Here is a 22,862-nt window from a genome sequence, read left to right on the forward strand (position 1 = left end):
GCACCTGCCCTCGAGCAGCTGTCAGCGCCTTGTAGCGCCACTGGGGGCAGTGCCCTTTTTTTACTTTCAGAAAACACTACAAAGACATGCTTAAGATAATCCGCGACCACTTCTTGAAGGAAGATGAAATCGAGGCTACACCCATACCCGCGCTGGACAAGCCGGCGTTGGACTTCCTTTCCGACCGGGACATTCTCGACTACAGATCGTTCTGCAATCACGGCAGCGAAATCGACGAGCCTTTTAACCTTCAAGGCTTCAGTGGCAATGCGCGCGCCGCCATGCTGGATGGCAATCCGGTGTTCACTTTCAATGGCAACGCGAGCGTTTACCAGCTTCGTTTCAAGCTGCCACGGAGCTTCCATGGAAATGGTCTACACCTGCGGTTCCGCATCTCCGATTGGGAAAAGCTTAACTACGTCGGCGTGGGCTACACCTTCAAAGGCAGCTACCGCCATGTGAAGATCGTGAATGCCGCTCGACGCGAGTGGGTCGATTTCACTATCGGGCACAACGATTTGGCATTCGGCATCCAAAATGACTGGGATGTCCCAACCGCCTGCGATTTCGAGGAAATAAAGCTCTATTTCAAAGGTCAGCCGCGACATGAAGGCTCGACAGTGGAAATCGAGCGCCTCACCTGCTGGTACGAAAACGACAAGCCCCCTGCCTGGCTGACCGAAGGGTTCGCCAAAGAGCCACTGCCCGAAGCACTTCGCGATTCCCTGTATGCCTACATGGAGAAATGCTTCAAGGACGTACCGACTCAGGCCAATGATTACCTGCAAAAAGGCGTTTGCCCACTCTACGGAAACATTGGTCTGGACTGGGGCTGGCAGCTGACTCTGCCGGACGACCTTGATTCGGTTGGCACCTATCGTTTTTCGTGGCATTCGCTGCATCCAGCAATCATCCTGATGCTGCACGCACGGCAGGAAGGCAGCATCGCGCCGCTGTTCCCGGCGCGTGAATTCGTCAGCAACTGGCTGGAACGGAGCTATTTCAACGCTGATGAGGACCGGAAGTTTGCCTGGTATGACCACGGCACCGCCGAGCGATTGCTGGCATTCTTGATGATCTGGGATGTTGGTGCCCTGCACCAGTTCGACAACCGCTTCATGGTGCGCCTGCGCGCAGCCATCTTCAAGCATGCCCAGTTGCTGGCTTCGGAGATGTTCTACGCCTCTCACCAGGCATCTCGCTACCACAATCACGCCTGGTTCCAAGACATGGCGCTGCTGGCGACCAGCCTGGCCATGCCCGACTTCCCATGCTCCGAACGCTGGCAGTCACTAGCCTTGTCACGCCTGACCGATCAGCTGGACACCTTGATCGTTCGCGATAACGGTTATGCGGTGTTTGTAGAAAATTCCATCGGTTACCACCAGGGCGTGCAGCGGTTAATCGCCTTCGCTGGCGAACTGGCTCAGCAGAGCGCCCATACCACAACCATTCCAACGGTCGCTGAAGAGCTACTCAAGTTCTCTGACTTCTTGCGCTATCCGGACAATCGCTCCCCGGCACAGGGCGACACGTTCCGCCGGGCTAATCCGGACCTGGAAACGGTCCGTAACAGCAGCAATTACCCAACACCCTCCGCAACGATACTGCCAACCGCAGGATACGCGATCATCAAGGGCAACCACGCACAGACCGCTTACATGCTGACCCTGTTTGCGACCTCGCTGTGTAAAACGCACAAGCACCAGGACAATCTGTCTTTCACATTGTTCATGGATGGTATCGAGTGGCTCATCGACCCAAGCTTCTACTCGCACGAGTATCTCAAGCCAGTACAGAGTTTCCTGAGGGGTCCCTATTCGCACAACAACCCGGTTATCGGCGATGTACCCTATAGTATTGAACCTGGGCACGCTCAACTTATGGGGGAAGTCATTGGCAGCAGCTTTGCCTTGCATGGCTCGCATGACGCCTTTGCCGATACCGTCGTCAAACGCAGTATCACAGGTCACCTGGACCGCTTGCAGCTCGATATCAGCGACGAGATCCATACAGCGGTCAAGGACAAGCTTATGTTCAGCCTTTTCCATTGTGGTGACGGCACACAAGTGACAAAGACACAAGACGGCATTGAGCTTCGTCATCCGGCCTCAAACTACCGAATGACCATCGTCTCGAACTGCCCCTGCAAGATTGTCACTGGCTGGAATGATGATGAACTTGTCAAAGGCGTAAGCGGCATTGGTTTCATGCAACAGATGGATACGACGATGGTTGCATTTGAAATGAAGAATGCTATCAAAGCGCAATTCACCATTACTGCTCACCAAAACTAAAGCTTCGGAAATAGTTATGAAGAAGATTGCTCTGTACTCGATTTTGGCCCTTTTCCTGACTGCTTGTAATGCACCTGACACGGCAGACATCAACCTCAAGGAAGGCAACAAGATTTCCTTCAGCAATGTCAAAAGCACGAAAAGCTACATGGCAACCAAGGATGATAAAGATCGTCAGTTCCATTACTTCGAAACCACTGCCGACCTGAAGACCGTTTACCAGGATTTCAGTCAAACACTGGAAAAAAGCGGTTACAAGGCAACCATTAAAAAACAAGACGACTCAAGTCTTCAGGCTTATTTCAGAAAGCCAAACGCCGCCATGATTGTTGCTAACTTCAAGCAATCCAACCCGAATAAGGCATCCACCCAGGCAGTAATTTCCTGGGCCGTAAACTAATGTAATGCCCCGGTATGTTCAGATGCATATGAAACAAGGCCAGTTACCATGAGCGAAGCAAAAAGCGCACCCCTCAATTCAGGCCGCTGGATCTATTCCGTTGCTTCCAAAATAACTCGCAACATTCCGGGGCTGACTTTAACGATCATCACCTGCACTTTAGCGGCGCAGATCAGCTTATTGGCGGCTTCCTACCTGCCGTTGAAAGCCATTATTCTTATCGGCTCGCCCTCCATTCCTTCGTACTTTCCTGACTACCTCAAGGAATTTGAACAAAAGGAATTATTCATTGTACTCTGCGTTGCCGCCATTGCATTCTACCTGCTCTACCTTGCCTCTGAATCGATTACTAAAAAATTAACGACTCTCGGCAGCGAAAAGCTTGTCAGCAATAGCAGCAAACTCATTGTATTTGATGGACAGGACGATGTCGCACGTAAGGCATACCTCCGTCTGACACGTAGCTTGGCCGCTGTCGTATTTCTCGCACTGACCATCGCGGCTCTCGGGTTCATCTATCTAGAGCTTACGGTTGCAGTCATCGCGTTCTGGCTATGCATGGGCGTTGCAGCCAAAGCGATAACCGCAATAAAAAAGGGCCATCCAGCACCCATGACCGAGGGCACCCACGATCTTATCAACTCAATGGGGTCCTTTGGTTTCCTGGCAGCATTTTCGTATCTCGCTTATGACCTGCTCTCCGATACGCCTCCCAGTCTGCTGCCCGCCATCATCGGCGTATTGCTAACCCGTCAGATCATGCAGCGTGCCACGTTGCTCATCCAGGACGTGATGTTGCTCAAAGAACAGAAATTGCAGATCTCAGCCTTGTTTTTTAATGGTCATAAACTGACCATCGAATCCAAATCTAAAGCCACAAAGTTCTGGAACATTTTCACCCGAAGCCAGATTGACGAGTGGGTACCCGCTCTACTCAATCAAGCCACACAGAAATCATATACTGAACACCATGTGAACTGGCATCAAAGCGGCGTGCATGACGTTTTCGCTCTCGAGGTCATCTCCACGTGCCGCCTTGGAAGTGTGGACACACACCTTATCAAGATATTCAACACCAACCGAAGTACTTTGGCTATCAACGAAGCCACTTTGCTTTCCGAGCCCAATGTCCGCAACCTGCGTACCGTTCCTTTCATCCACGCAACTATCCTTGATGGCTTCCATTGTCATGTCTTCCGCCCAGAGCATCTCAACAAAATACCTGCGGTGGAGTTCGGCATACACCACCTTGAACTGACCAAGCTGCTAATGAGAAGTACGCCTTCTGCAGCACTGGTACAAAAATATACCCGCTCCAGGCCCCTGCTATGGGATCGCCTCAGCGATGCGGCCCTCGCCAATCTCGGCGAGGCACTCGACATCAGCAAGCACCAAGCCGCATTCGAGGCATTTATGCGAGACGTAGAAAGCATTCGCGTTCTGCTCCGCACACTTCCGCTCCATGTTTGCAACGCCCAGATAGGCAAGGACCAGATATTCATTTCCGATACCGGCGTCCTGACTGCCAGTTATTGGGGCAATTGGAGCCTAGAACCCGTCGGCGCCAGTTTGCAAGTATCCAGGAAGCTGGAACCGTTGCTACCAGAACTACTGTTTGATTTGAAGGAGCAACGTGCAGACATGCAGGACGTTACCGGACAGCATTTGCACCTTTCGGCATTGTGCTTCCAGCTCGATCAATGGCTGGTTAAGCAAAATTACTTATCGGCGGCGGAACTACTTCCGCAAATTTCACATTTGGTAAGTGCACTCAACCAAGCCGTGCCAGAGGGGGCCGCATGCAACGTATAGCCATGATCGTCTGGAATGAATTTCTTAATGATGCTCGTGTGCTGAAAGAAGCCCAAACCCTTCGGCACGCTGGCTATGAGATTAATGTCTTTGCTTTGCACACGCCGGGCGTTACCCGTCAACAAGAACGATTAAAAGATGGCATCAGCGTCTTTCGTGTTGCGCGTAGCCCATTATGGCGCTGGCGTAAGGGTAAAAATGTTTCCCAGCAGCCCGCTCAAGCAAGCAAGATTCAGAACCCCGTAGGAAAACTGTCGCTCAGACATCAAGTGCTACGACTTGTCGCCCGAGCCTGGACGCACGCCGCCCTTCTTTGGCATATGGTCCGGTATCGCCCTCACCTGGTGCACGCCCACGACGTGAACACGCTTCCAACAGCCTGGTTGGCAGCGCGTTTAAGCCGGGCTCGTCTGATTTATGACGCCCATGAAATCAGTACCAGCCGCGAAGGCTATCAAAGTTTTCGTCGCGTGGTGGGCTTCGTCGAAAAGCAGCTGATGCCGAAGGTAGATGGAAGCATAACTACCACCGACGCCCGGGCGAAGTACTTCGCCCGCGCCTATGGCGTAGCGCGACCTACGGTTCTACAGAACCGTCCCAGACTTACTCATTGCCGCGGATCCAACCGCATTCGCAACGAGCTGGGACTGAAAGCGCCATGGCCAATAATTATTTATCAAGGTGGTCTGCAGCAAGGCCGTGGGCTTGAAAAGCTCATCGAAACAGCGACAGCGGTGCCGAATGCCTACTTTGTGCTAATCGGCGGCGGTAGGCTGACTCAAAGCCTGATCCAACGCTGCGGAGAACTCGGCCTGCAGGAACGGGTGCATTTCATTCCGACAGTAGCCTTGTCAGAACTTCCAGAATATACGGCCTCCGCCGATATTGGCGTCCAGCCAATCGAAAACACTTGCCTTAATCACTACACGACTGATTCCAACAAGCTGTTCGAGTACCTGATCGCTGGTTTGCCTGTTGTAGCGACTGACTTCCCTGAAATACGTCGCATCGTGCGCAACAATAACGTTGGCATTCTCGTCCCCGCAAACAATCATGCTGCGCTAGCGCAGGCGCTAAACCAGCTGGTCACAAACCCTGACCTGCGCAAACGCTTTGCCGACAACGCGCAACGCACCGCAAACACCTTGAATTGGGAAGAGCAGGAGGCTCGTCTGGTAAATCTATACCAGCAAATACTCCCAGTAGCCACACCAGAAAAACAGGCCTGATGATGACTACGAAGATTCTTCTGCTGAGTTTCTATTATCCGCCAGACCTTTCGGCCGGCTCATTTCGTGCAGAAGCGCTGGTCAGCGCCCTACGGGCCGAATTGGGTGAGCAGGTGGACATAGACGTGATCACGACACGTCCTAACCGATACCATTCTTTTGTAGCCAATGCAGTGAGCCTCGAACGTTCACCGCTGCTGAGTATAAGACGGATCGATATTCCGACACATCGAAGCGGGATCAAAGACCAGGCCAAAGCCTTCGTCAGTTTTGCGAACAACGCGTTGAAGATTACGCGAAATCAGCACTACGATCTGGTCTTCGCCACATCGTCGCGCTTAATGACTGCATCGCTTGGTGCCCTTATCGCCCGGCGAAATGCGTGTGCGCTATACTTGGATATTCGTGACATATTCGTGGATACCCTACGCGATTTTCTGCCTTCCCGCTGGGGCCGTTTCGCAGCTTCAATTTTTTCGCCACTCGAACGCTGGACGATCAATAGTGCAACCCGGGTAAATTTGATTTCACCAGGTTTTTTGCCTTACTTTAATACCCGTTACCCCGGGCGAGACTTTACGCTTTACACTAACGGCGTCGATGATTTATTCATCAACCAACTCTCGGCCTTGCAGGCGCCGGAGCCCAAGACTCCACCTCGTCGAATCAAAGTAGTGTATGCCGGCAACATCGGAACCGGACAAGGGCTTCACCAGATACTTCCCGAACTTGCAAAAAGGCTTGCCGACCAGGTGGACTTTCATCTGATCGGGGACGGCAGCACATTAGAACACCTGAAAAATGCCTTGAAGCAGGCCCAGGTTGATAATGTATCCATTTCGCCACCGATGAAGCGAGATGAACTGCTTCGTGTTTATCATCAAGCAGACGTCCTTTTTTTGCACCTGAATAACCTGAAAGCTTTTCGCCGCGTTCTCCCCTCGAAATTATTTGAATACGCCGCCACGCATAAACCGATCTGGGGTGGCCTTTCCGGTTACGCGGCTCGCTTTGCACAAAAGCGAATTAAAAACGCTGCAATCTTTGGACCTTGCGATGTTGAGGATGCCATTGAAGCATTCCAGCGTTTGGAAATGCAGCAGATCTCACGATCTGAATTTGTCGAGCAGTTCTCCCGCCACAATATCAAGAAGGAGATGGCCAAGGACATACTGCAACTATCGTCCAAATACGCAGCTCGACCCACCTGCCAAGTGACCAAAAGCCAATTGTAGCGGATCAGTTATTTTGATGAATACGAACAGTTCGTGCTGAGTCGCCACCAATTTTATTGGCTTGATATCATTATTTGTGCTCTCCAGCTTACCCCCGCCCTACCTTCACCGCTGCAGCGCTCGTGAAAGCTCAGGATAAGCACCCGCACCAGCACTTTCAACCAGGGCCGAAGTGAACTCTTAGCCCTCTCGTGGGTCTCATCCTGACGGCTGTGCCGGTATCACGCGATCGAGAGTTCACCAGACCGACCTGAGGGCCTGGTCGCACCCGATTTTATTATTGTGACGTACCATGAATTTTGAGTGCCTCGCAGGCGCCGCAGGGTCGTTGCATTCCCTGTTCCTGCTCGGGATAATGCTTTACCAGATCCCGAAGGGTGAAAATTGGATCCTAATATGACCGCCACTACTATGCAGCCCAATGAGTATCGAACGCGTAAGCCCTGCGCCAAGATTGCCCGTTCGGTTACGCCTCACAGCCTTATCAGCTTCGTAGTAGCGTCGTTTGATGCATGCCCAAGCTGCATCACTCCAGAAGGCTAAAACAAGACAGTGACTAAGAATTTAATTATTTACGGCAGCTGCGTTTCCCGGGATATATTCAACCTCGAAGAAAACAGCGACTTCAATCTGCTGGAATACTACGCCAGATCTTCCATGGCTTCGCTTTGCAGCGAGGCTTATGCCAACGAAGACGCATTACAACGTATTCCTTCTGCCTTTCGGCGCCGCATGGTCGCCTACGATTTTTCCAAAGCAATGTTTTCCGAGGCCAACCAATTCAACGACTCGGATATAATTTTAATTGATCTTATCGATGAAAGATTTGATTTAATAGCTTTACCTTCTGGCCAGTTGATAACGCTTTCGAATGAACTCACCGAGAGCGGCCTCCTCGAAGATCCCTCCATAACGGGTTACAAAATAATTTCTCACGGGTCCCCGGAGCGCCGCAAACTTTGGCTCCAAGGAATGCAAAAGTTATTTTCCTTTTTAAAGGACCGGAACAAGCTTGACCGTGTCATTGTCAATAAAGTTTTCTGGTCATCGCGGTTTGAGAAGGAAACCGACACCCCCTTTCCGGTAGCCCCCACGGTCGTTGAAAAAGCCAATGCCGAACTGAACTGGATGTATAATGCATTGGCGCATGAATTGGCGGAGCAGCAATTCATCAGTTTTTCGCCTTCACTTCTAACTGCTGATGAACAACACAAATGGGGCGTTTCGCCTTTTCATTACTGCGAAGGCTACTACATAGAAGCGCTCACCCAAATCAGAAGCAAATTTGCGAATCTGCACGAGGCAGTTGCCGAATCCTCTTTCGTTCCCCGGCCACATCTGCCACTGATCTCCGGCGATGCAAAGCTGACCGTAGCCGCATTCCAAGCCGACGAAGAAGTCTTTGCACATTGCTCGTTAGTAATCGACGGACAGCTCCAGGAAAACGGGAATTTTGCTTTTTACCTTGTCATTGATGGCGCGCGTAGTGATGTACGCTGGTACGAAGCCTCGCCGGACGCCCGTTTTCGGATTCCTGGGAAGTACGACACATTGGAAATTATGGCTTTCTACAAAGATGCAGCCGAAGATCAGATATCCGCAAAATGCACGGTGGAACAGATCGGCGAATTTCAATGACCCCTGGCGATACTGTAAACGAGGCGTTTGCTAAACTTTAAGTGCTAACTCCTCCCGGACGACAAAGGCGGCTGGCCAGCCGCCTTTTCAGTTTCTATTTTTTAGAAAGCAATCCAGGCACATTTTTATCGGCAATGGATAGGCGCCCAATCTGCTCTGAGCCTGCCATGCTCAAGTGGCCAAGGTCAAAATAGATTGGTTTCCCTAGTAAATAAACAGAACACGTACCGTTATTGCATATATAGTCTCGCAACGTAAAAGTCTTCACATTGTTGTAGTTTTGGGCAATTTCGATAATCTGGTTATTTATCTCGGTTTCACCCGTATCGGCGTACTGACCCCGTGTCAGGCAATCGACCCCTGGAATCTTCATAGCTTTGAGGTCACACGACCTATCATAGGACTTGAAGATCGGGACCTTCAGGCCAATGATGATGTTCTTCCCGGTAGCTGATAGTTCCCTGATCAGGCCACTAATGTCTTCCACATAGTTTTTTGTTCTGTACCTGTAACCTTGCCAATCCGCACTCACAATGATGGTATCGTAATCATCAAAACGTTCCCTGACTTGCGAATTGAACTTCTGACACGAGGCCCGGCTAGCCGCCTTTACATAAGGAAGACTCGTGCTACCTGCAAAGGGCACACAAGAATTGTGGGAGATATTGCGCATGGCGATACCACGGTCCTCAGCAATGACTTTCCAGTAGCCAACGTACTGGGCTGAATTCGAGTCACCAAAAATCAGCACACTTGGCTTTTTCCCGCCTGGGCCAATAATGCATCGCTCTTCCTCAATCAAACTGGCATCGTAGCGAGAGGTTTGACAGTTGTACTCATAGCGGTAAGCCGCTTTGGTCTGATTGAAGTGCTCAGTCACCTTGGCATGATAACCCTCCGGCGAAAGCTCTTTTACAAGGCCTTTGGTACTGATAGCGTAATAACTAACGGAAACGGTCAGTACAGCAACCAGCGCTACCGCAAAGCCTTTGAGATTTAGCGGCCTTTGCGCAGGGCGCCGGAATGGCACTTCAACCAGGTAATAGGAGATCAACGTCATAGTTACCAGCAACACGACACAGATCAAATAGCCAGCGCCTGCCGGTTGACCATAGGCATAACGATAAAACGCCAAAATTGGCCAATGCCACAAATATAATGAAAATGATACAAGCCCGACAAACACAAGAAGACGCGTAGACAACAACGCACTGACTATGTTGTTACCCACCGCCCCGGCAAAAATCACACAGGCGACGCCTATTACCGGCAGCAGCGAATTGACGCCAGGGAAACCACCTGCCTCCGTTAGAAAAACCATTGACAAGCAGACTGCAAGCATGCCAATGACGGCCAAAACCTGGGAAATCTTTTTATTAACGCGGCCTTTCCATGCCTCGCTTGCGAACAATGCAAGCGCACCTATCAGCAATTCGCCCGCACGCGAAGGAAGCATATAATAAGCAAACTTAGGATCGGAAACCAGCTTGCTTTCAGCATATAGAACCGACACCGAGGCTAATAGCAGAGCAGTCAGGACCACCCCTTTCCGCCCCCCTAACCTATACAGCATCATCAGCAATGCAGGCCAAATCAGATAGAACTGCTCTTCTACACCCAGTGACCACATATGCAGAAGCGGCACCATATCTGAAGAGGCTGCAAAATAGCTTATATCCAAATACTTCCAGAAATATATATTTGCAAGCGAAACGGTTGAAGCGATTGCCGATGAAGCCAAATCCTTGGCATCCATCGGCACCATGAAGACCAACCCGAACAGCGTGGTAATAAAAATAAGAAAGAACGCAGCAGGGAAGATTCTTTTCATCCGCCTCAGATAGAAATTCGAAAAAGAAAACTCGCCTCTACGAACCTCTTTAAGAATAATACCCGTAATCAAATACCCTGAAATTACAAAAAATATATCTACGCCGACAAAACCACCTGGCAACCACCGTTTGTCAAAGTGAAAAATTACAACCGCCAATACCGCCAGAGCCCTTAAACCGTCTATATCTGGGCGGTAAGACATTTTTGCGACTTGCATCTGGGAATTCCCTTTCATAGGTCTTACGGTGAACCTGCAAATATACAGATTTGGCAGCGTTTACTACCTTTCTTTTTTAGAAAAGCGGCTCTGTTCTCAAAAATGGTGGCTGATCATGCGTTGGCGTATCGAGGCGGCATGGGTGAATCAGACATGCTCATTGGCTCTGCTGCGGGAGCAAAGGCGGTGATTTACCGCCTTATCGATTGGTCGCCCTGGGGTAGTTCAAGACGCCCTTCAATAAACGCGGTCCTGCACCAACCTCTTCAAATACTGCCCATAGCCATTCTTGGCCAACGGCTCAGCCAGCTTCAGCAACTGCTCCGCCCCAATCCACCCCTGCCTAAACGCCACCTCTTCCGGACAAGCCACCTTCAACCCCTGCCGCCGCTCGATGGTAGCGATGTACCCGCTGGCCTCCAATAATGAATCATGCGTCCCGGTATCCAACCAGGCATACCCGCGCCCCATGATCTCCACCGACAACCGGTTCTGTTCCAGATAGGCGCGGTTCACGTCGGTGATCTCCAGCTCGCCCCGCGCAGACGGCCGGATTCCCTTGGCAATCTCGATCACATCGTTGTCGTAAAAGTACAAACCGGTGACGGCGTAGTTGGACTTGGGTTTGGCTGGCTTTTCTTCCAGGCTGATGGCCTTGCCCAGCGCGTCAAACTCGACCACACCGTAACGTTCGGGGTCTTGCACGTGGTAGGCAAAGACACTTGCACTGCCCTGCCGGCTCATGGCGCTGCACAGCAACTGCTGGAAGTCGTGGCCGTAATAGATATTGTCCCCTAGCACCAGCGCGGTGGGTGCACTGCCAATGAAGTGCTCGCCAATCAAAAAAGCCTGGGCCAAGCCGTCGGGGGACGGTTGTACAGCATAGGTAATATTGATACCCCAGCAGTGGCCGTCGCCCAACAATTGCTCGAAGCGCGGGGTATCCTGCGGGGTGGAGATGATCAGAATGTCGTGGATACCCGCCAGCATCAGCGTGGTCAGCGGATAGTAGATCATCGGTTTGTCGTACACCGGCAGCAGCTGCTTGGAAATTGCCAGCGTCGCCGGATGCAAACGGGTACCTGACCCACCCGCCAGAATGATGCCTTTACGCTTGATAGTGTTCATTTCTCATGTATTTCCGTAAGCATGCGAGCCACCCCCAGGCGCCAGTCTGGCAGGGTCAGGGCAAACGCTCTCTGAAGTTTGTGGGTGTCCAGACGCGAATTGGCCGGCCGCTTGGCCGGGGTCGGATAAGCAGCGGTGGTCAACGGGTTGACCTGTTCTGCATGGGCTTTCAGGGGCACGCCCTGGGCAGCTGCATGTTCCAGTACGTAGCGGGCATAGCCACACCAGGTGGTTTCGCCGCCAGCCGCCAGGTGGTAAAGACCGGCCAGGGCCGGATCGGCCTGGGTGGCAGTGATAGCGTGGGCGGTGATGTCGGCGATCAGCTCGGCGCCGGTCGGGGCGCCATGCTGATCGTCAATCACCCCCAGGCTGTCACGCTCCGCAGCCAGGCGCAGCATGGTCCTGGCGAAGTTGTTGCCACGCGCGGCATACACCCAGCAGGTGCGGAAGATCAGGTACTGGCAGCCGGCAGCCTGAACGGCCTGCTCGCCGGCCAGTTTACTTTCGCCATAGACATTCACAGGGCCGACAAGGTCTTCTTCATGCCAAGGCCGGTTCCCCTGCCCCGGGAACACATAATCGGTGGAATAATGCACCAGCAAAGCACCGCAGTCGGCTGCGGCGCGGGCCAGTACACCGACAGCTTCGGCGTTTACCTTGAAGGCTTGCTCGCGCTCGCTTTCCGCCTTGTCCACGGCGGTATAGGCGGCAGCGTTGACGATTACATCAGGCGAGTAGGCGCGTACAGTTTCGGCCAGGCCCGGCAGGTTGGCCAGGTCGCCGCAGTGCGCCTGGCTGCGGGAGTTCAGCGCCAGCAAATGGCCCAGCGGGGCCAGGCTGCGTTGCAGCTCCCAGCCGACCTGGCCGTCCTTGCCCAATAGCAGAATCTTCATGCCGAGCGCTCTGCATAGTTCTTCTCGACCCAGTCTCGGTAGCTGCCAGACTGCACGTTCTGCACCCACTCCTGGTTGTCGAGGTACCAGGCCACGGTCTTGCGGATGCCGGTTTCGAAGGTTTCGGCAGGTTTCCAGTCCAGTTCACGCTCGAGCTTGCGGGCATCGATGGCGTAGCGGCGGTCGTGCCCGGGGCGATCGGTCACGTAGGTGATCTGTTCGGCGTAGGGTTTGCCATCCGGGCGCGGGCGCAGTTCGTCCAGCAGGGCACACACGCGGTTGACGATTTCCAGGTTGGGCTTTTCATTCCAGCCGCCCACGTTGTACACCTCGCCGGTTTTACCGGCTTCCAGTACGCGGCGGATGGCGCTGCAGTGGTCCTTGACGTACAGCCAGTCGCGAATTTGCTGGCCGTCACCGTACACCGGCAGCGGCTTGCCGGCCAGGGCGTTGACGATCATCAGCGGGATGAGCTTTTCCGGGAAGTGGTACGGGCCGTAGTTGTTCGAGCAGTTGGTGGTAAGCACCGGCAGGCCATAGGTGTGGTGGTACGAACGCACCAAGTGGTCGCTAGCCGCCTTGCTCGCCGAGTATGGGCTATTGGGCTGGTACTGGTGGGTTTCGGTGAAGGCGGGTTCGTCGGCAGCCAGCGAACCGTAGACTTCGTCGGTGGACACGTGCAGGAAGCGGAATGACTGGCGTGCCTGGTCATCCAGGCCGCCCCAGTAGGCGCGTACCGCTTCCAGCAGGCGGAAGGTACCGACGATGTTGGTTTCGATGAAGTCTTCGGGGCCGTGGATCGAGCGGTCGACGTGCGACTCGGCAGCAAAGTTGACGATGGCCCGCGGCTGGTGCTCCTGCAGCAGACGGGCTACCAGCGCGGAGTCGCCGATGTCACCGTGTACGAAGATGTGCCGCTGGTCGCCTTGCAGGCTCGCAAGGGTCTGCAGGTTGCCTGCGTAGGTAAGTTTGTCGAGGTTGACCACAGCCTCATCACTGCCGGCCAGCCAGTCCAGCACGAAGTTCGCGCCGATAAAGCCTGCGCCGCCGGTTACCAGAATGGTCATGTTCGTCTGCTTCCGCTGTCATGGTCTGCTGTTGCATCTTCTGGATTCTAGCCGCTCGGCGCTGCAGCCGAGCAGGAAGATGATATCGTCGTGCTACTTCCCTACCCCTGCATGGACTGTTTGCTCAATCGAAGCAATCCAGATCCCGCAGCGCTGTGCCAACCTGGTCCTTGCCTGACAGCAAAGGCCGCTCGACAGGCCACTGAATACCGACATTGGGGTCATTCCAAGCCAGGCAACGCTCGAACTTGGGGGCATAGTAATCTGTGGTCTTGTACAGGAATTCCGCATGATCGGACAACACGACAAAACCGTGGGCGAAACCTTCCGGAATCCACATCTGCTGCTTGTTGTGCGCTGAAAGACGGGCCCCGACCCACTGGCCGAACGTAGGCGAAGAACGGCGCAAGTCTACCGCGACATCGAACACATCACCGGCGACTACCCTTACCAGTTTGCCCTGTGGTTGATGCACTTGGTAATGCAAGCCGCGCAGTACATGTCGGCGCGAGCTGGAGTGGTTATCCTGGACGAAATTGACGGGGCGCTGTACCAGGCGCTCGAAAACTGTGTGGTTGAAGCTTTCGAAGAAGAACCCGCGGTCATCGGTGAATACGTTTGGCTCAAGCAGCAGGACTTCGGGTATTGCGAGGGGGGTTGCTTTCATTTAACTGCCTTGAAAAATAGTTACATGCCGGCTGCCCCCCGAAGGCGCCGCGCAACGCCGGGGACAACTGGTGACCCTGGCGTTGCACTTCGGCGGGTCAGGGCTCGAGACGTCGTTGCTGGTAAATCCAGTCCACAATCTCGCCTTCCGGTGCATAGCCGCTGACGGTTTCACGCAGCAACTGGCGTACCCGCATGAAATCGTCTGCTTCCACTGCCGCCAACAACTGGCGCAGCGTGTCCTTGAGTGTGTCCCAGGGCAGGAAGTCTTCGTTGGCGCTCATGATCATCGGGTGGCGGGTAGCAATCACGTTATCGCCTATCAGCAGTTCCTCATAAAGCTTCTCGCCTGGCCGCAACCCGGTAAATTCGATGGCGATATCACCCATCGGGTTACGCTCGGAACGCACGCTGAAACCGGACAGGTGAATCATCTTCTCGGCCAGCTCCACGATTTTCACTGGTTCGCCCATGTCGAGCACGAACACATCACCACCCTTGCCCATGGAACCCGCCTGGATAACCAGCTGTGCTGCCTCGGGAATGGTCATGAAATAGCGGGTGATCTTCGGATGGGTGACGGTCAGCGGGCCACCGGCCTTGATCTGCTTGTGGAACAGCGGAATTACCGAACCCGACGAGCCCAGTACATTGCCGAAGCGGACCATGGTGAAGCGAGTCTTGTTCACCTGCGAGACATTGCCGCTGTCGCCGAATAGTACCGGCGCCACTTCGCGGCTCAGGGCTTGCAGGGTCATTTCCGCCAGGCGTTTGGTGCTGCCCATCACATTGGTCGGGCGTACGGCCTTGTCGGTTGAAATCAGCACGAAGTTGGCAACGCCTGCCTGCAATGCAGCCTGGGCAGTGTACAGGGTGCCGATGACGTTGTTCATCAGGCCTTCGGCAATATTGTGCTCTACCATCGGCACGTGCTTGTAGGCGGCGGCATGGTAGACGGTGTCAACCCGCCAGGTACGCATGATGTCGAGCAACTGCGCCTGGTTACGGACCGAGCCGAGGATCGGTACCAGGCACACCGACAGCGACTCGCGGGCAATGCGCTGTTCCAGTTCCGACAGGATGCTGTACAGGTTGAACTCGCTGTGGTCGAACAGCAGCAGGGTTTTCGGCGTCTGGCCCAGAATCTGCCGGCACAGCTCCGACCCGATCGAGCCTCCGGCTCCGGTTACCAGCACCGTCTGCTCAACGATGCAGCGCGCCAGCAGGTCAGCTTGCGCTGGCACGGCATCGCGGCCCAGCAGGTCGGCGATGTCCACCTCCTGAATATCATCGACCTTCACCTTGCCGCTGGCCAGTTCCATGAAACTGGGAATACTGCGCACATGCAACGGGAAGCCTTCAAGGAAGTTGAGAATCTCCCGTCGGCGAGTGCGGGTGGAAGATGGAATGGCCAGCAAAATTTCCTGCGCGCCGGTGGCATCGATCATCTCCTGCAACTGATCGGGGCGATATACCTGCAAGCCGGCAATTACCCGGTCGGTAATGCTGGGATCGTCGTCGATGAACGCCACCGGGCGCAACGCCCTATCCGCACGCAGCGCCGCTACCAGCTGGTTGCCGGCACCACCGGCGCCATACACGGCCACCCGGGGCAAGCCATCACGGTTGTTGCCGGTAAAGGGGACGTGTTGTACGGCGGCGGCAAACCAGTCACCGAGGAAGTACTGGCGCATGGCCAGGCGCAGGCCGCCCACCATGATCAGGCTCAACCACCAGTAGTTGAAGGTAATGGAACGTGGCACCACGTTCTGGTGGTTGCTTGCCCAATAGATGATAAAACCGAGGATCAGTGCGGACAGGGTTACGGCCTTGGTGATTGCAATCAGCGCGTCGGTGCCGAAATAGCGCAACACCGCACGGTACAGACCAAACCTGATGAACAGAGGAATGCCTACGACCGGCGCTGTGAGGAACAGCCAGCTATGATCCAGGATTGGGTTGGCCAGGTCATCAATACCAAGCCGAACCACGAATGCCATCCACAGGGCAACCCAGATCAGGACAACGTCGGTCAATACCTGCAGCAAGCGTTTGTGTCTACGTGGTAGAGCAAGCAGTTTAGCGCGCACGGTGTCCATCGCTCCTCTGAAACGTTTCCAGAAATTCCCTGACATCAAGTCGCTCACTTTACCTTTGGTGTCTATCTTCGATTTGACCTGCGCGGAAACGCACGGCCAGCAGCAACAACGGGATATAGGCCAGCACTACACCTGCGGCACCATCCAGGCCGAGCCGTGCAACGCAAAAGGCTATCGGCAGCAACCAGCACAGGTTCAATACCGCAACAGCCAATGTGACTGGCAAGTGCCTGCCAACCTCACGCGAAGCGAACTGGTAGGCGTGGCTGCGGTGAGCCTCGTACACCTTGTCGCCCCGCAACAAACGACGAACCAGGGTGTAGGTAGCGTCGACAATGAACACGCCGAGCAGGATCAACCAGCACCAGAGCATCTCAGGTGCCACCCAGGCGGCTTGCAGCGAAAGACCGCCCAGAACGATGCCGAGGAAGCCGCTGCCAGCGTCGCCCATGAAGATCTTTGCCGGGGGAAAATTCCAGAACAGAAACCCGGCAACTGCGGCGGCCAGCAGCAATGGCAGCACTGCATGGCTGCCAAGACCCGCCATCCAGTATAGCCAGGCGCCACCCAGGCACACAGTGATGGCTTCGATACTGGCGATGCCGTCAATCCCATCCATGAAGTTGTAAAGGTTGAGCAGCCACACCAGGTACACCGCAGCCAGTACGCCCCCCAGCCAGCCCAGGTCCACTTGCAAGCCGAACAGGGCCAATGGCGGCAATCCTCCCATCCAAGCCAGCATCCAGGCGGCGGCAATGAAATGCCCGAGCAGACGCCAGCGGGCCGGAATATGGCCGTGGTCGTCCATGAAGCCGATAACGGCAATCAGCGCACCGCTGCCGCCCAGTGCCACCAAGGTGCGGCTATCCCCCGCGCCGTCTAGCATGAGACCGGCGATGGCCAGCAGGAATGTCAATACGATTGCAACCCCGCCACCGCGAGGCGTAGGCACTGTGTGCGAGCTACGCCCGTTAGGCACGTCGATGATACTGCGCGCCAGCGCGTATCGACGCAGGCCGGCAGTCATCAACAAGGACAGCAGCAGTACTGCGGGTAAAGCCAAGAAAAGCGTCATTGGTGGTTGTTTTCCTGAAAATGCCTTGCTGCAGCCAGAAGCGCCGCATCCACCCGAACCGGAGGCTGCCAGCCAAGCAGTTCGCGGGTTTTACCGATATCGACCTGTAGCGAGCCGCACAATCGCTGGGAAAGCGCCCCTTTGCCGAGCGCCTTGGCGCCACTGCTTAGCAACCAGGCTGGCACCGGTAGCAGGCGGGCCGGTTTGCCGAGCGCCCTTGCCATGCGAGTAAGCAGTTCGGTCGTGGACAGGTCCTCTCCATCACTGACCAGAAACACCTGGTTGGCTGCGCCCGGGTGATCAATGCACCTCAGAACCAGGTCTACCAGATTGTCCAGCGCCACCAGGCTCCGACGATTATGTATGGCACCGAAGGGCAATGGCACACCACGGTCCAACCAGCGCATCATGCTGAGAAAATTGGCTTTCACCCCCGGCCCGTATACCAACACTGGACGAATGATGACAATTTCCATCCCTGTTTGCGCGCCGAGCGCCAGCAAACCTTGTTCCGCTTCATGCTTGGAAATGCCATAGGGATCGACCGGGTGCGGGGTGTCGTCGGCACGGTAGGCAGCGCCAGGGCGGGTCTGTTCGCCATTGACCTTGATTGAACTGACAAACACGAACCGGCGGGCGCCGGCCGCGCTGGCGGCCCGGGCGAAGGCCAGGGTACCGTCAACATTGATGCGGCGAAACTCTGCCAGCGGGTCGCTGGCGGTATCGCTCATGACGTGCACGCGCGATGCGCAGTGCACCACAACATCGGGGCGGTGAACCTGTAACTCGGCGCTCTGGTCATCGGCAAGGTCGCCAATCGGGTAACTGGCAACGCCGGCAGGCATCTCCAGCAAAGGTGAACGCAACGGTAGGACCGTTTCAACGTTTGCGTTGCGACTGAGCGCTTTCAGAACCGCCCCTCCGACGAAGCCGGACGCACCCGTCAAAATTACTTTCATTCTCACCTGATCGCTTATTGGGTTTATTGATGTCTACTATCGGACAGATCGCATGCCAACGGAAGACACGTCGGCAACTCTCAGAAATTACTGACAAATATTCCTCGAAAACGCCAACACGGCAGTGTGTAGCGCGGGGTGAACACGGTAGTTACTCGAGACCCTAATGAATCTGGAGCAAAACTACAAATCGGCTGTCCGAATACCCGGCCTGGCCCTGATCGATATCAACTCCCCTGATGTCGAAGCGTCCAGAGCATGGACAGCCCATGCAAAACAAAACAGAATCCGTCCTCCCCCAAAGGTATCTATAAGAACTCATGTCCACAGGGAAAGTCACCAACGCGCTTTCTTCTCCGATCGCGGCAAGCATAGCTGCGATATTTGGCCGATTCCTGTTGTTGGGCACCGGCGCCCTGACCGGCATCATCATTCCTCTGACCATGTCGCAGACTTCGGTCGGGTTGTTCTTCCTGGCCCAATCGCTTATCGCTGCACTGGCCACCTTGGGCCAGCTCGGCCTGAGCATTACCGCGCCTGCCTGCATCTCCACCGCGCAGGGGCACCGCGACGGGGGCCAGGTAAAGCAGCTGTTACGCCGCACTCTGCTGTTGGCGGTGCTGTCGACCATTGCCCTGGCAGTGGGGTTCAATATTTTTATGCAGGTACTGTCACGTTACGAAGGTGACGACCTGCTGCGGATGCTGCATGGCATTGCCCCGCTGGTGTCGCTAAGCATGATCCTGGCGGCGATCAGCACCGTTCTGGCCGAGCAGCATCGTGCCTTGGGCCATTTCGTGCAGGCCAGCTTCCTGACCACCGGGGCCAGTCTGGCCAGCGCGGCTACGGTTATCCTGGCCTGGCGCGGCGAGCTGCACATTGAACTGAGCACGCTGATCCTGGCTGGCGCCGTGGGCGCCGGCTGCACCACCTTGCTCGGGGCCTGGAGCCTGTGCCAATGGTATCGGGCGCAACCCCGGGGCAAGCCGAATACCAGTATCGGCTATAGTACGTTGCTGCGAGAAACCCGGCCCAATCTGACAACCACCGCAGTGCTGTTCGTAATGTCGCAGGCCGACCTGTGGATCATCGCCTGGTTCGGTGATGCGCCCGGGCTGGCCATCTATGGTCTGGCTTCACGCCTGGCAGCCTTGGTACTGATCCCGCTGGCAGTGATCAACACCGTCGTCGCGCCCTCGATTGGGCGTATCTGGGTGCGCGGCAAGAAACGTTATCTGCAGCGCGTAATGGGGGTAGGTGCGGGAGCGGCGACGCTATTGGGGCTTGCAGGCTATCTGCTGTTCATTGCGTGTGGCCAGTTCGTGCTGACGCATGTGTGGTCCAGTGAATATGCCGATGCGTACTATATATTTGCCATCTTGGGCATTTCGCAACTGGCGCAGACTTACGCCGGTACTGCCGGCTTCGTGCTGATGATGCTACAGAAACAGCACGTGGCCATGCGTATTTCGGTCATCAGCGGGCTATGCATGATTACCGCCGGACTGCTGGCAATGTGGTTGTATGGAATCATCGGTTTGGCCGTGGTATACAGCCTCGGCGGTATCTGCCAGTCGCTGGCACAGATTCACTGCGTGAAACGGATATTCAACCTCAGCACCACCGCCGATTACGTTTCATTGCGCCGGTTCGTGCACCTCTATTACCGTCGAAAGGTATCTCATGGTCGCTAGCAACATACAGCCCAAGGTTTCGATCGTCATTCCTACCTACAACACCGGGCGCTATGTACTGGATGCGATCGACAGCGTGCTGCAGCAGACCTATCCGAACGTGGAACTGATCGTCGTCGATGATGGCTCCACAGACGACACTCCTGGGCTGCTGGAGCAACACCCGGGCCATTTCATTCGCCACCGTCAGGCCAACGCTGGGCAGAGCGCGGCGATGAACTTCGGCTGGCAGCAGAGTACGGGCGAGTTGCTTGGCTATCTGAGCGCCGATGACCGCTTGCACCCGCGTGCCGTCGAGGCCATCGTCGCAGCCATGGCCAAGGCCCCTGAGGCTGTGCTGGCCTACCCGGACTTCTGCGTCATTGATGAACATTCCAAACATGTGCGAACAGTTCAAACTCCCGATTACGAAGAGCGGCTGCTGATCGCCAACTTCCAGTGCCTGCCTGGCCCCGGTGCGCTGTTCCGCCGCGCCGTGTGGGACAAGGTCGGTGGCTGGAACACCGGGCTGCGCAACATTCCGGACATGGACTTTTTCCTGCGTCTTTGCCAGTACGGGCCATTTATTCGAGTAGCCGAACCCCTGGCGGACTTCCGTATTCACTCAGGCTCGACCACCTATAACCCGTGCAACGCCGAACGCTCCGACGAGCCACTCAAGGTAATCAACAGCCTTTACCAGACCAATGGCCTCTCGCCCTCCATTCTTGGCTGGAAACGCAAGGCCATTGCCAATGCCCATATGCTTTCCGGCTTCATGCACGGGTTTTCCGGGCGCTATGCGATGTTCTTGGTACGTATGGGCAAAGCCGCTCTGCTGGATCCTCCGTCGATTCTTTCACGCAAAATGGTCAGTTACGTACTAACCATTTTCAGGCCCAAGTCCAAAGCCTGAAGCCTGCTGCAGTATCTGTGGGTGCAGCGGTCCCACAGGTACCGAGACACATCTAAACAGCTATTCCCCACTTGGAGTGCGCGGATGAATCAGATCGTGCAGGCTCACCCGCTGGATAACCGCTACCTGCAAGCCAGTGCGTTACTGCTGATTGCCATGGCGACCCTTGCCGCAGCCGCAAGTTACCCGGCGTCCCTGACACCGCTGCTGCTCAATGGTGTTCTGGCCGGCTTGCTGGTACGCAGCGTGCTGACCAACCGCACCAGCTTCTTCTCGCTCTTCCTGCTGACTTTCCTGATTCTCGGTTGCTGGGCAAAGCTGGTTCTGCACTTCATTTTTGCCACGCAGTTCATCGAGCCGATCGGTGCCTTCGATAACACACCGCAGGCTTGGGACTCGGCCATGCTGGCCCTGAACACTGCATTTGCCACATTACTGGCTTGTCAGGCCTTTGCCGCGCGCCTGCAACCGCCTGCGACCATTTCCATCGATCGGCCACGCGCGTTGCTCAAACCGTCCATGTGGTTGGCAGTTTTGCTCACCGTCGTGCTGCTGGCCGTCAATTTCAGGTTCGCTGTTCTAAAGGTCGGTACCGAGCCTACGCTCAAGCTACACAGCTACGTCTACGTACTGGTTTCGTTCATGATTGCCTGGGGCAACCTGATCCTGCTCGCCACGCTGGGCTATTGGTTGGTACAGACGCGCCAGATGAAACTGGAAACACTTTTCTACATTCTCATCGTTGAAGGCGCGGTTACGGCGGTGTCCATGGGCAGCCGGGCGCAGATGATTCTGCACGTGGCCGCACCGTTGGTGGTTTATCTGGTACATGGTCGCGATCTGGCAGCGGCATTGCGCCTGGTCCAATGGGTCAGGATCCTGCTGGTGACCGGGGTATTGTTCGTGGCATCACTGCTGCTGGTGTCTGCTGACCGCCTGCACTCCTTCGCCCAGGCCCGGCCAATCACGACGCCAGTGATTAGCAGCGAGGAGCCGGCGAGCGATATCAGCCTGACAGCTGCTCGCCCTGTGAGCAGCCTGCTCATTACCTCAGCCGAGTCAGCACAGGCGATCGCAGGTGTATTGGTTCCGGCGATGCCTCTGTTATCCATGATCGCCAATCCTGTAACAATCGCGCCTGTCGGCGCGGAGCCGGATCCTGTGAAGGTAGCTCCCGTTGCCGAAACTACTGAGCTAAAGCGTGCCCGCTGGAAAGGTATGTTATTGGAACTGAGTAAGCTGGTAGTGGACCGTTGGGTTGGCCTTGAGGGTGTATTGGCGGTGGTCAGCCACGAACAAACCGGCTGGCCACTATTTCAGCGCAGCCTGACCGAACGCCCGGAAGCCGGCACTCAGGCCATCTACCAGCGCATGTCGAACGCGCAGTATCAGACCTTCGAAAACTTCACTTTCATGACCATCCCCGGCCCGCTGGCCATCTTGCTCTATAGCGGCAACCTGGCCGTACTGGTCGTAGGTCTGGCGCTGTTGTTCTTCGCTGGCATTCTTGTCGAACGGTTTGCAAGCCTGCTGGTCGGTAATATCTTTACTCGCGCTGCCATTGGTGTGGCCCTGGCCTATCTGCTAGTACAGACCAACTTCCCACGGGTGCAGATGTTCTTTCTTATAGAAATACTCGGGTTCATCGCCGGCTTGTATCTGGCACGCATTATTGTCACCTCCCAGACAACCGAAAACGTCGCGCTCATACCAACCCTTTAGTGC

At 55.2% G+C, this 22,862-nt stretch carries 17 protein-coding genes; 9 read left to right on the plus strand and 8 right to left on the minus strand.

What is annotated here, in order from left to right; all coding sequences use genetic code 11:
• Positions 1-113 precede the first annotated feature (113 nt).
• From ACVWZT_RS01955 to ACVWZT_RS01980, 6 genes are all read left to right on the plus strand, one after another.
• A complete protein-coding gene (locus ACVWZT_RS01955; RefSeq protein ID WP_457467915.1) occupies positions 114-2,297 on the plus strand; it encodes a heparinase II/III domain-containing protein in 2,184 nt (727 codons plus the stop codon).
• Between the two features lie 16 nt (positions 2,298-2,313).
• On the plus strand, positions 2,314-2,697 hold the full coding sequence (locus ACVWZT_RS01960; RefSeq protein WP_296235418.1) for a hypothetical protein: 384 nt from the start codon (positions 2,314-2,316) through the stop codon (positions 2,695-2,697).
• Between the two features lie 48 nt (positions 2,698-2,745).
• Positions 2,746-4,509: a hypothetical protein gene (locus ACVWZT_RS01965; RefSeq protein ID WP_457467917.1), complete on the plus strand. Its 1,764-nt coding sequence runs from the start codon at positions 2,746-2,748 to the stop codon at positions 4,507-4,509.
• Positions 4,497-5,738: a glycosyltransferase family 4 protein gene (locus ACVWZT_RS01970; RefSeq protein WP_457467918.1), complete on the plus strand. Its 1,242-nt coding sequence runs from the start codon at positions 4,497-4,499 to the stop codon at positions 5,736-5,738. The genes ACVWZT_RS01965 and ACVWZT_RS01970 overlap by 13 nt, the downstream gene beginning before the upstream one ends.
• Before the next feature lie 2 nt (positions 5,739-5,740).
• Complete coding sequence (locus ACVWZT_RS01975) at positions 5,741-6,973, plus strand: glycosyltransferase family 4 protein (RefSeq protein WP_296235453.1); 1,233 nt, start codon at positions 5,741-5,743, stop codon at positions 6,971-6,973.
• Positions 6,974-7,525: 552 nt separating this feature from the next.
• On the plus strand, positions 7,526-8,611 hold the full coding sequence (locus ACVWZT_RS01980; RefSeq protein ID WP_457467920.1) for a DUF6270 domain-containing protein: 1,086 nt from the start codon (positions 7,526-7,528) through the stop codon (positions 8,609-8,611).
• A gap of 94 nt (positions 8,612-8,705) precedes the next feature.
• Here the strand turns inward: ACVWZT_RS01980 and ACVWZT_RS01985 are convergent, their stop codons facing one another.
• The 8 genes from ACVWZT_RS01985 to ACVWZT_RS02020 all read right to left on the minus strand — a co-directional run bounded on the left by ACVWZT_RS01985 (position 8,706) and on the right by ACVWZT_RS02020 (position 18,548).
• On the minus strand, positions 8,706-10,661 hold the full coding sequence (locus ACVWZT_RS01985) for an acyltransferase family protein (protein WP_457467922.1): 1,956 nt from the start codon (positions 10,659-10,661) through the stop codon (positions 8,706-8,708).
• 237 nt (positions 10,662-10,898) lie between these two features.
• Entirely contained in the window at positions 10,899-11,780 is an 882-nt protein-coding gene (gene rfbA / locus ACVWZT_RS01990; RefSeq protein WP_457472001.1) for a glucose-1-phosphate thymidylyltransferase RfbA, read from the minus strand.
• Positions 11,781-11,785: 5 nt separating this feature from the next.
• Positions 11,786-12,682: a dTDP-4-dehydrorhamnose reductase gene (gene rfbD / locus ACVWZT_RS01995; RefSeq protein WP_296235423.1), complete on the minus strand. Its 897-nt coding sequence runs from the start codon at positions 12,680-12,682 to the stop codon at positions 11,786-11,788.
• The gene (rfbB, locus tag ACVWZT_RS02000) at positions 12,679-13,749 is read right to left on the minus strand and encodes a dTDP-glucose 4,6-dehydratase (RefSeq protein ID WP_457467924.1); all 1,071 of its coding nucleotides are present in this window, start codon (positions 13,747-13,749) and stop codon (positions 12,679-12,681) included. Before rfbB ends, rfbD begins: the two co-directional genes overlap by 4 nt.
• A 124-nt stretch (positions 13,750-13,873) precedes the next feature.
• Positions 13,874-14,416, minus strand: coding sequence for a dTDP-4-dehydrorhamnose 3,5-epimerase (gene rfbC, locus ACVWZT_RS02005; protein WP_296235425.1), 543 nt, complete (start codon positions 14,414-14,416; stop codon positions 13,874-13,876).
• Positions 14,417-14,513: 97 nt separating this feature from the next.
• Positions 14,514-16,514, minus strand: coding sequence for a polysaccharide biosynthesis protein (locus ACVWZT_RS02010; protein WP_457467926.1), 2,001 nt, complete (start codon positions 16,512-16,514; stop codon positions 14,514-14,516).
• 49 nt (positions 16,515-16,563) lie between these two features.
• Positions 16,564-17,589 carry an MraY family glycosyltransferase gene (locus ACVWZT_RS02015; protein WP_296235427.1) on the minus strand — a complete coding sequence of 342 codons (1,026 nt, stop codon included), beginning with the start codon at positions 17,587-17,589 and terminating at the stop codon, positions 16,564-16,566.
• On the minus strand, positions 17,586-18,548 hold the full coding sequence (locus ACVWZT_RS02020) for a UDP-glucose 4-epimerase family protein (RefSeq protein ID WP_414707277.1): 963 nt from the start codon (positions 18,546-18,548) through the stop codon (positions 17,586-17,588). Before ACVWZT_RS02020 ends, ACVWZT_RS02015 begins: the two co-directional genes overlap by 4 nt.
• Positions 18,549-18,946: 398 nt before the next feature.
• Between ACVWZT_RS02020 and ACVWZT_RS02025 the strand changes: the two genes are divergently transcribed.
• The 3 genes from ACVWZT_RS02025 to ACVWZT_RS02035 all read left to right on the plus strand — a co-directional run bounded on the left by ACVWZT_RS02025 (position 18,947) and on the right by ACVWZT_RS02035 (position 22,859).
• Positions 18,947-20,242 carry a lipopolysaccharide biosynthesis protein gene (locus ACVWZT_RS02025; RefSeq protein ID WP_457467928.1) on the plus strand — a complete coding sequence of 432 codons (1,296 nt, stop codon included), beginning with the start codon at positions 18,947-18,949 and terminating at the stop codon, positions 20,240-20,242.
• A complete protein-coding gene (locus ACVWZT_RS02030; RefSeq protein ID WP_296235430.1) occupies positions 20,232-21,137 on the plus strand; it encodes a glycosyltransferase in 906 nt (301 codons plus the stop codon). The genes ACVWZT_RS02025 and ACVWZT_RS02030 overlap by 11 nt, the downstream gene beginning before the upstream one ends.
• A gap of 84 nt (positions 21,138-21,221) precedes the next feature.
• Positions 21,222-22,859 (plus strand): hypothetical protein, encoded by a 1,638-nt coding sequence (locus ACVWZT_RS02035; protein ID WP_457467930.1) that lies wholly within the window; start codon positions 21,222-21,224, stop codon positions 22,857-22,859.
• The last annotated feature ends 3 nt before the right edge of the window (positions 22,860-22,862 follow it).

The organism is Pseudomonas sp. TE21394, from assembly GCF_054057835.1.

Bases quoted from the DNA above. Each gene is read 5' to 3' on its own strand.
- ACVWZT_RS01960 (WP_296235418.1), top strand. From the start codon at position 2,314: ATGAAGAAGATTGCTCTGTACTCGATTTTGGCCCTTTTCCTGACTGCT.
- ACVWZT_RS01965 (WP_457467917.1), top strand. From the start codon at position 2,746: ATGAGCGAAGCAAAAAGCGCACCCCTCAATTCAGGCCGCTGGATCTAT.
- ACVWZT_RS01970 (WP_457467918.1), top strand. From the start codon at position 4,497: ATGCAACGTATAGCCATGATCGTCTGGAATGAATTTCTTAATGATGCT.
- rfbC (WP_296235425.1), bottom strand. From the start codon at position 14,416: ATGAAAGCAACCCCCCTCGCAATACCCGAAGTCCTGCTGCTTGAGCCA.
- ACVWZT_RS02035 (WP_457467930.1), top strand. From the start codon at position 21,222: ATGAATCAGATCGTGCAGGCTCACCCGCTGGATAACCGCTACCTGCAA.
- ACVWZT_RS01985 (WP_457467922.1), bottom strand. From the start codon at position 10,661: ATGCAAGTCGCAAAAATGTCTTACCGCCCAGATATAGACGGTTTAAGG.
- ACVWZT_RS02010 (WP_457467926.1), bottom strand. From the start codon at position 16,514: ATGGACACCGTGCGCGCTAAACTGCTTGCTCTACCACGTAGACACAAA.
- rfbD (WP_296235423.1), bottom strand. From the start codon at position 12,682: ATGAAGATTCTGCTATTGGGCAAGGACGGCCAGGTCGGCTGGGAGCTG.
- rfbB (WP_457467924.1), bottom strand. From the start codon at position 13,749: ATGACCATTCTGGTAACCGGCGGCGCAGGCTTTATCGGCGCGAACTTC.
- ACVWZT_RS02030 (WP_296235430.1), top strand. From the start codon at position 20,232: ATGGTCGCTAGCAACATACAGCCCAAGGTTTCGATCGTCATTCCTACC.
- ACVWZT_RS01975 (WP_296235453.1), top strand. From the start codon at position 5,741: ATGACTACGAAGATTCTTCTGCTGAGTTTCTATTATCCGCCAGACCTT.
- ACVWZT_RS02015 (WP_296235427.1), bottom strand. From the start codon at position 17,589: ATGACGCTTTTCTTGGCTTTACCCGCAGTACTGCTGCTGTCCTTGTTG.
- ACVWZT_RS02020 (WP_414707277.1), bottom strand. From the start codon at position 18,548: ATGAAAGTAATTTTGACGGGTGCGTCCGGCTTCGTCGGAGGGGCGGTT.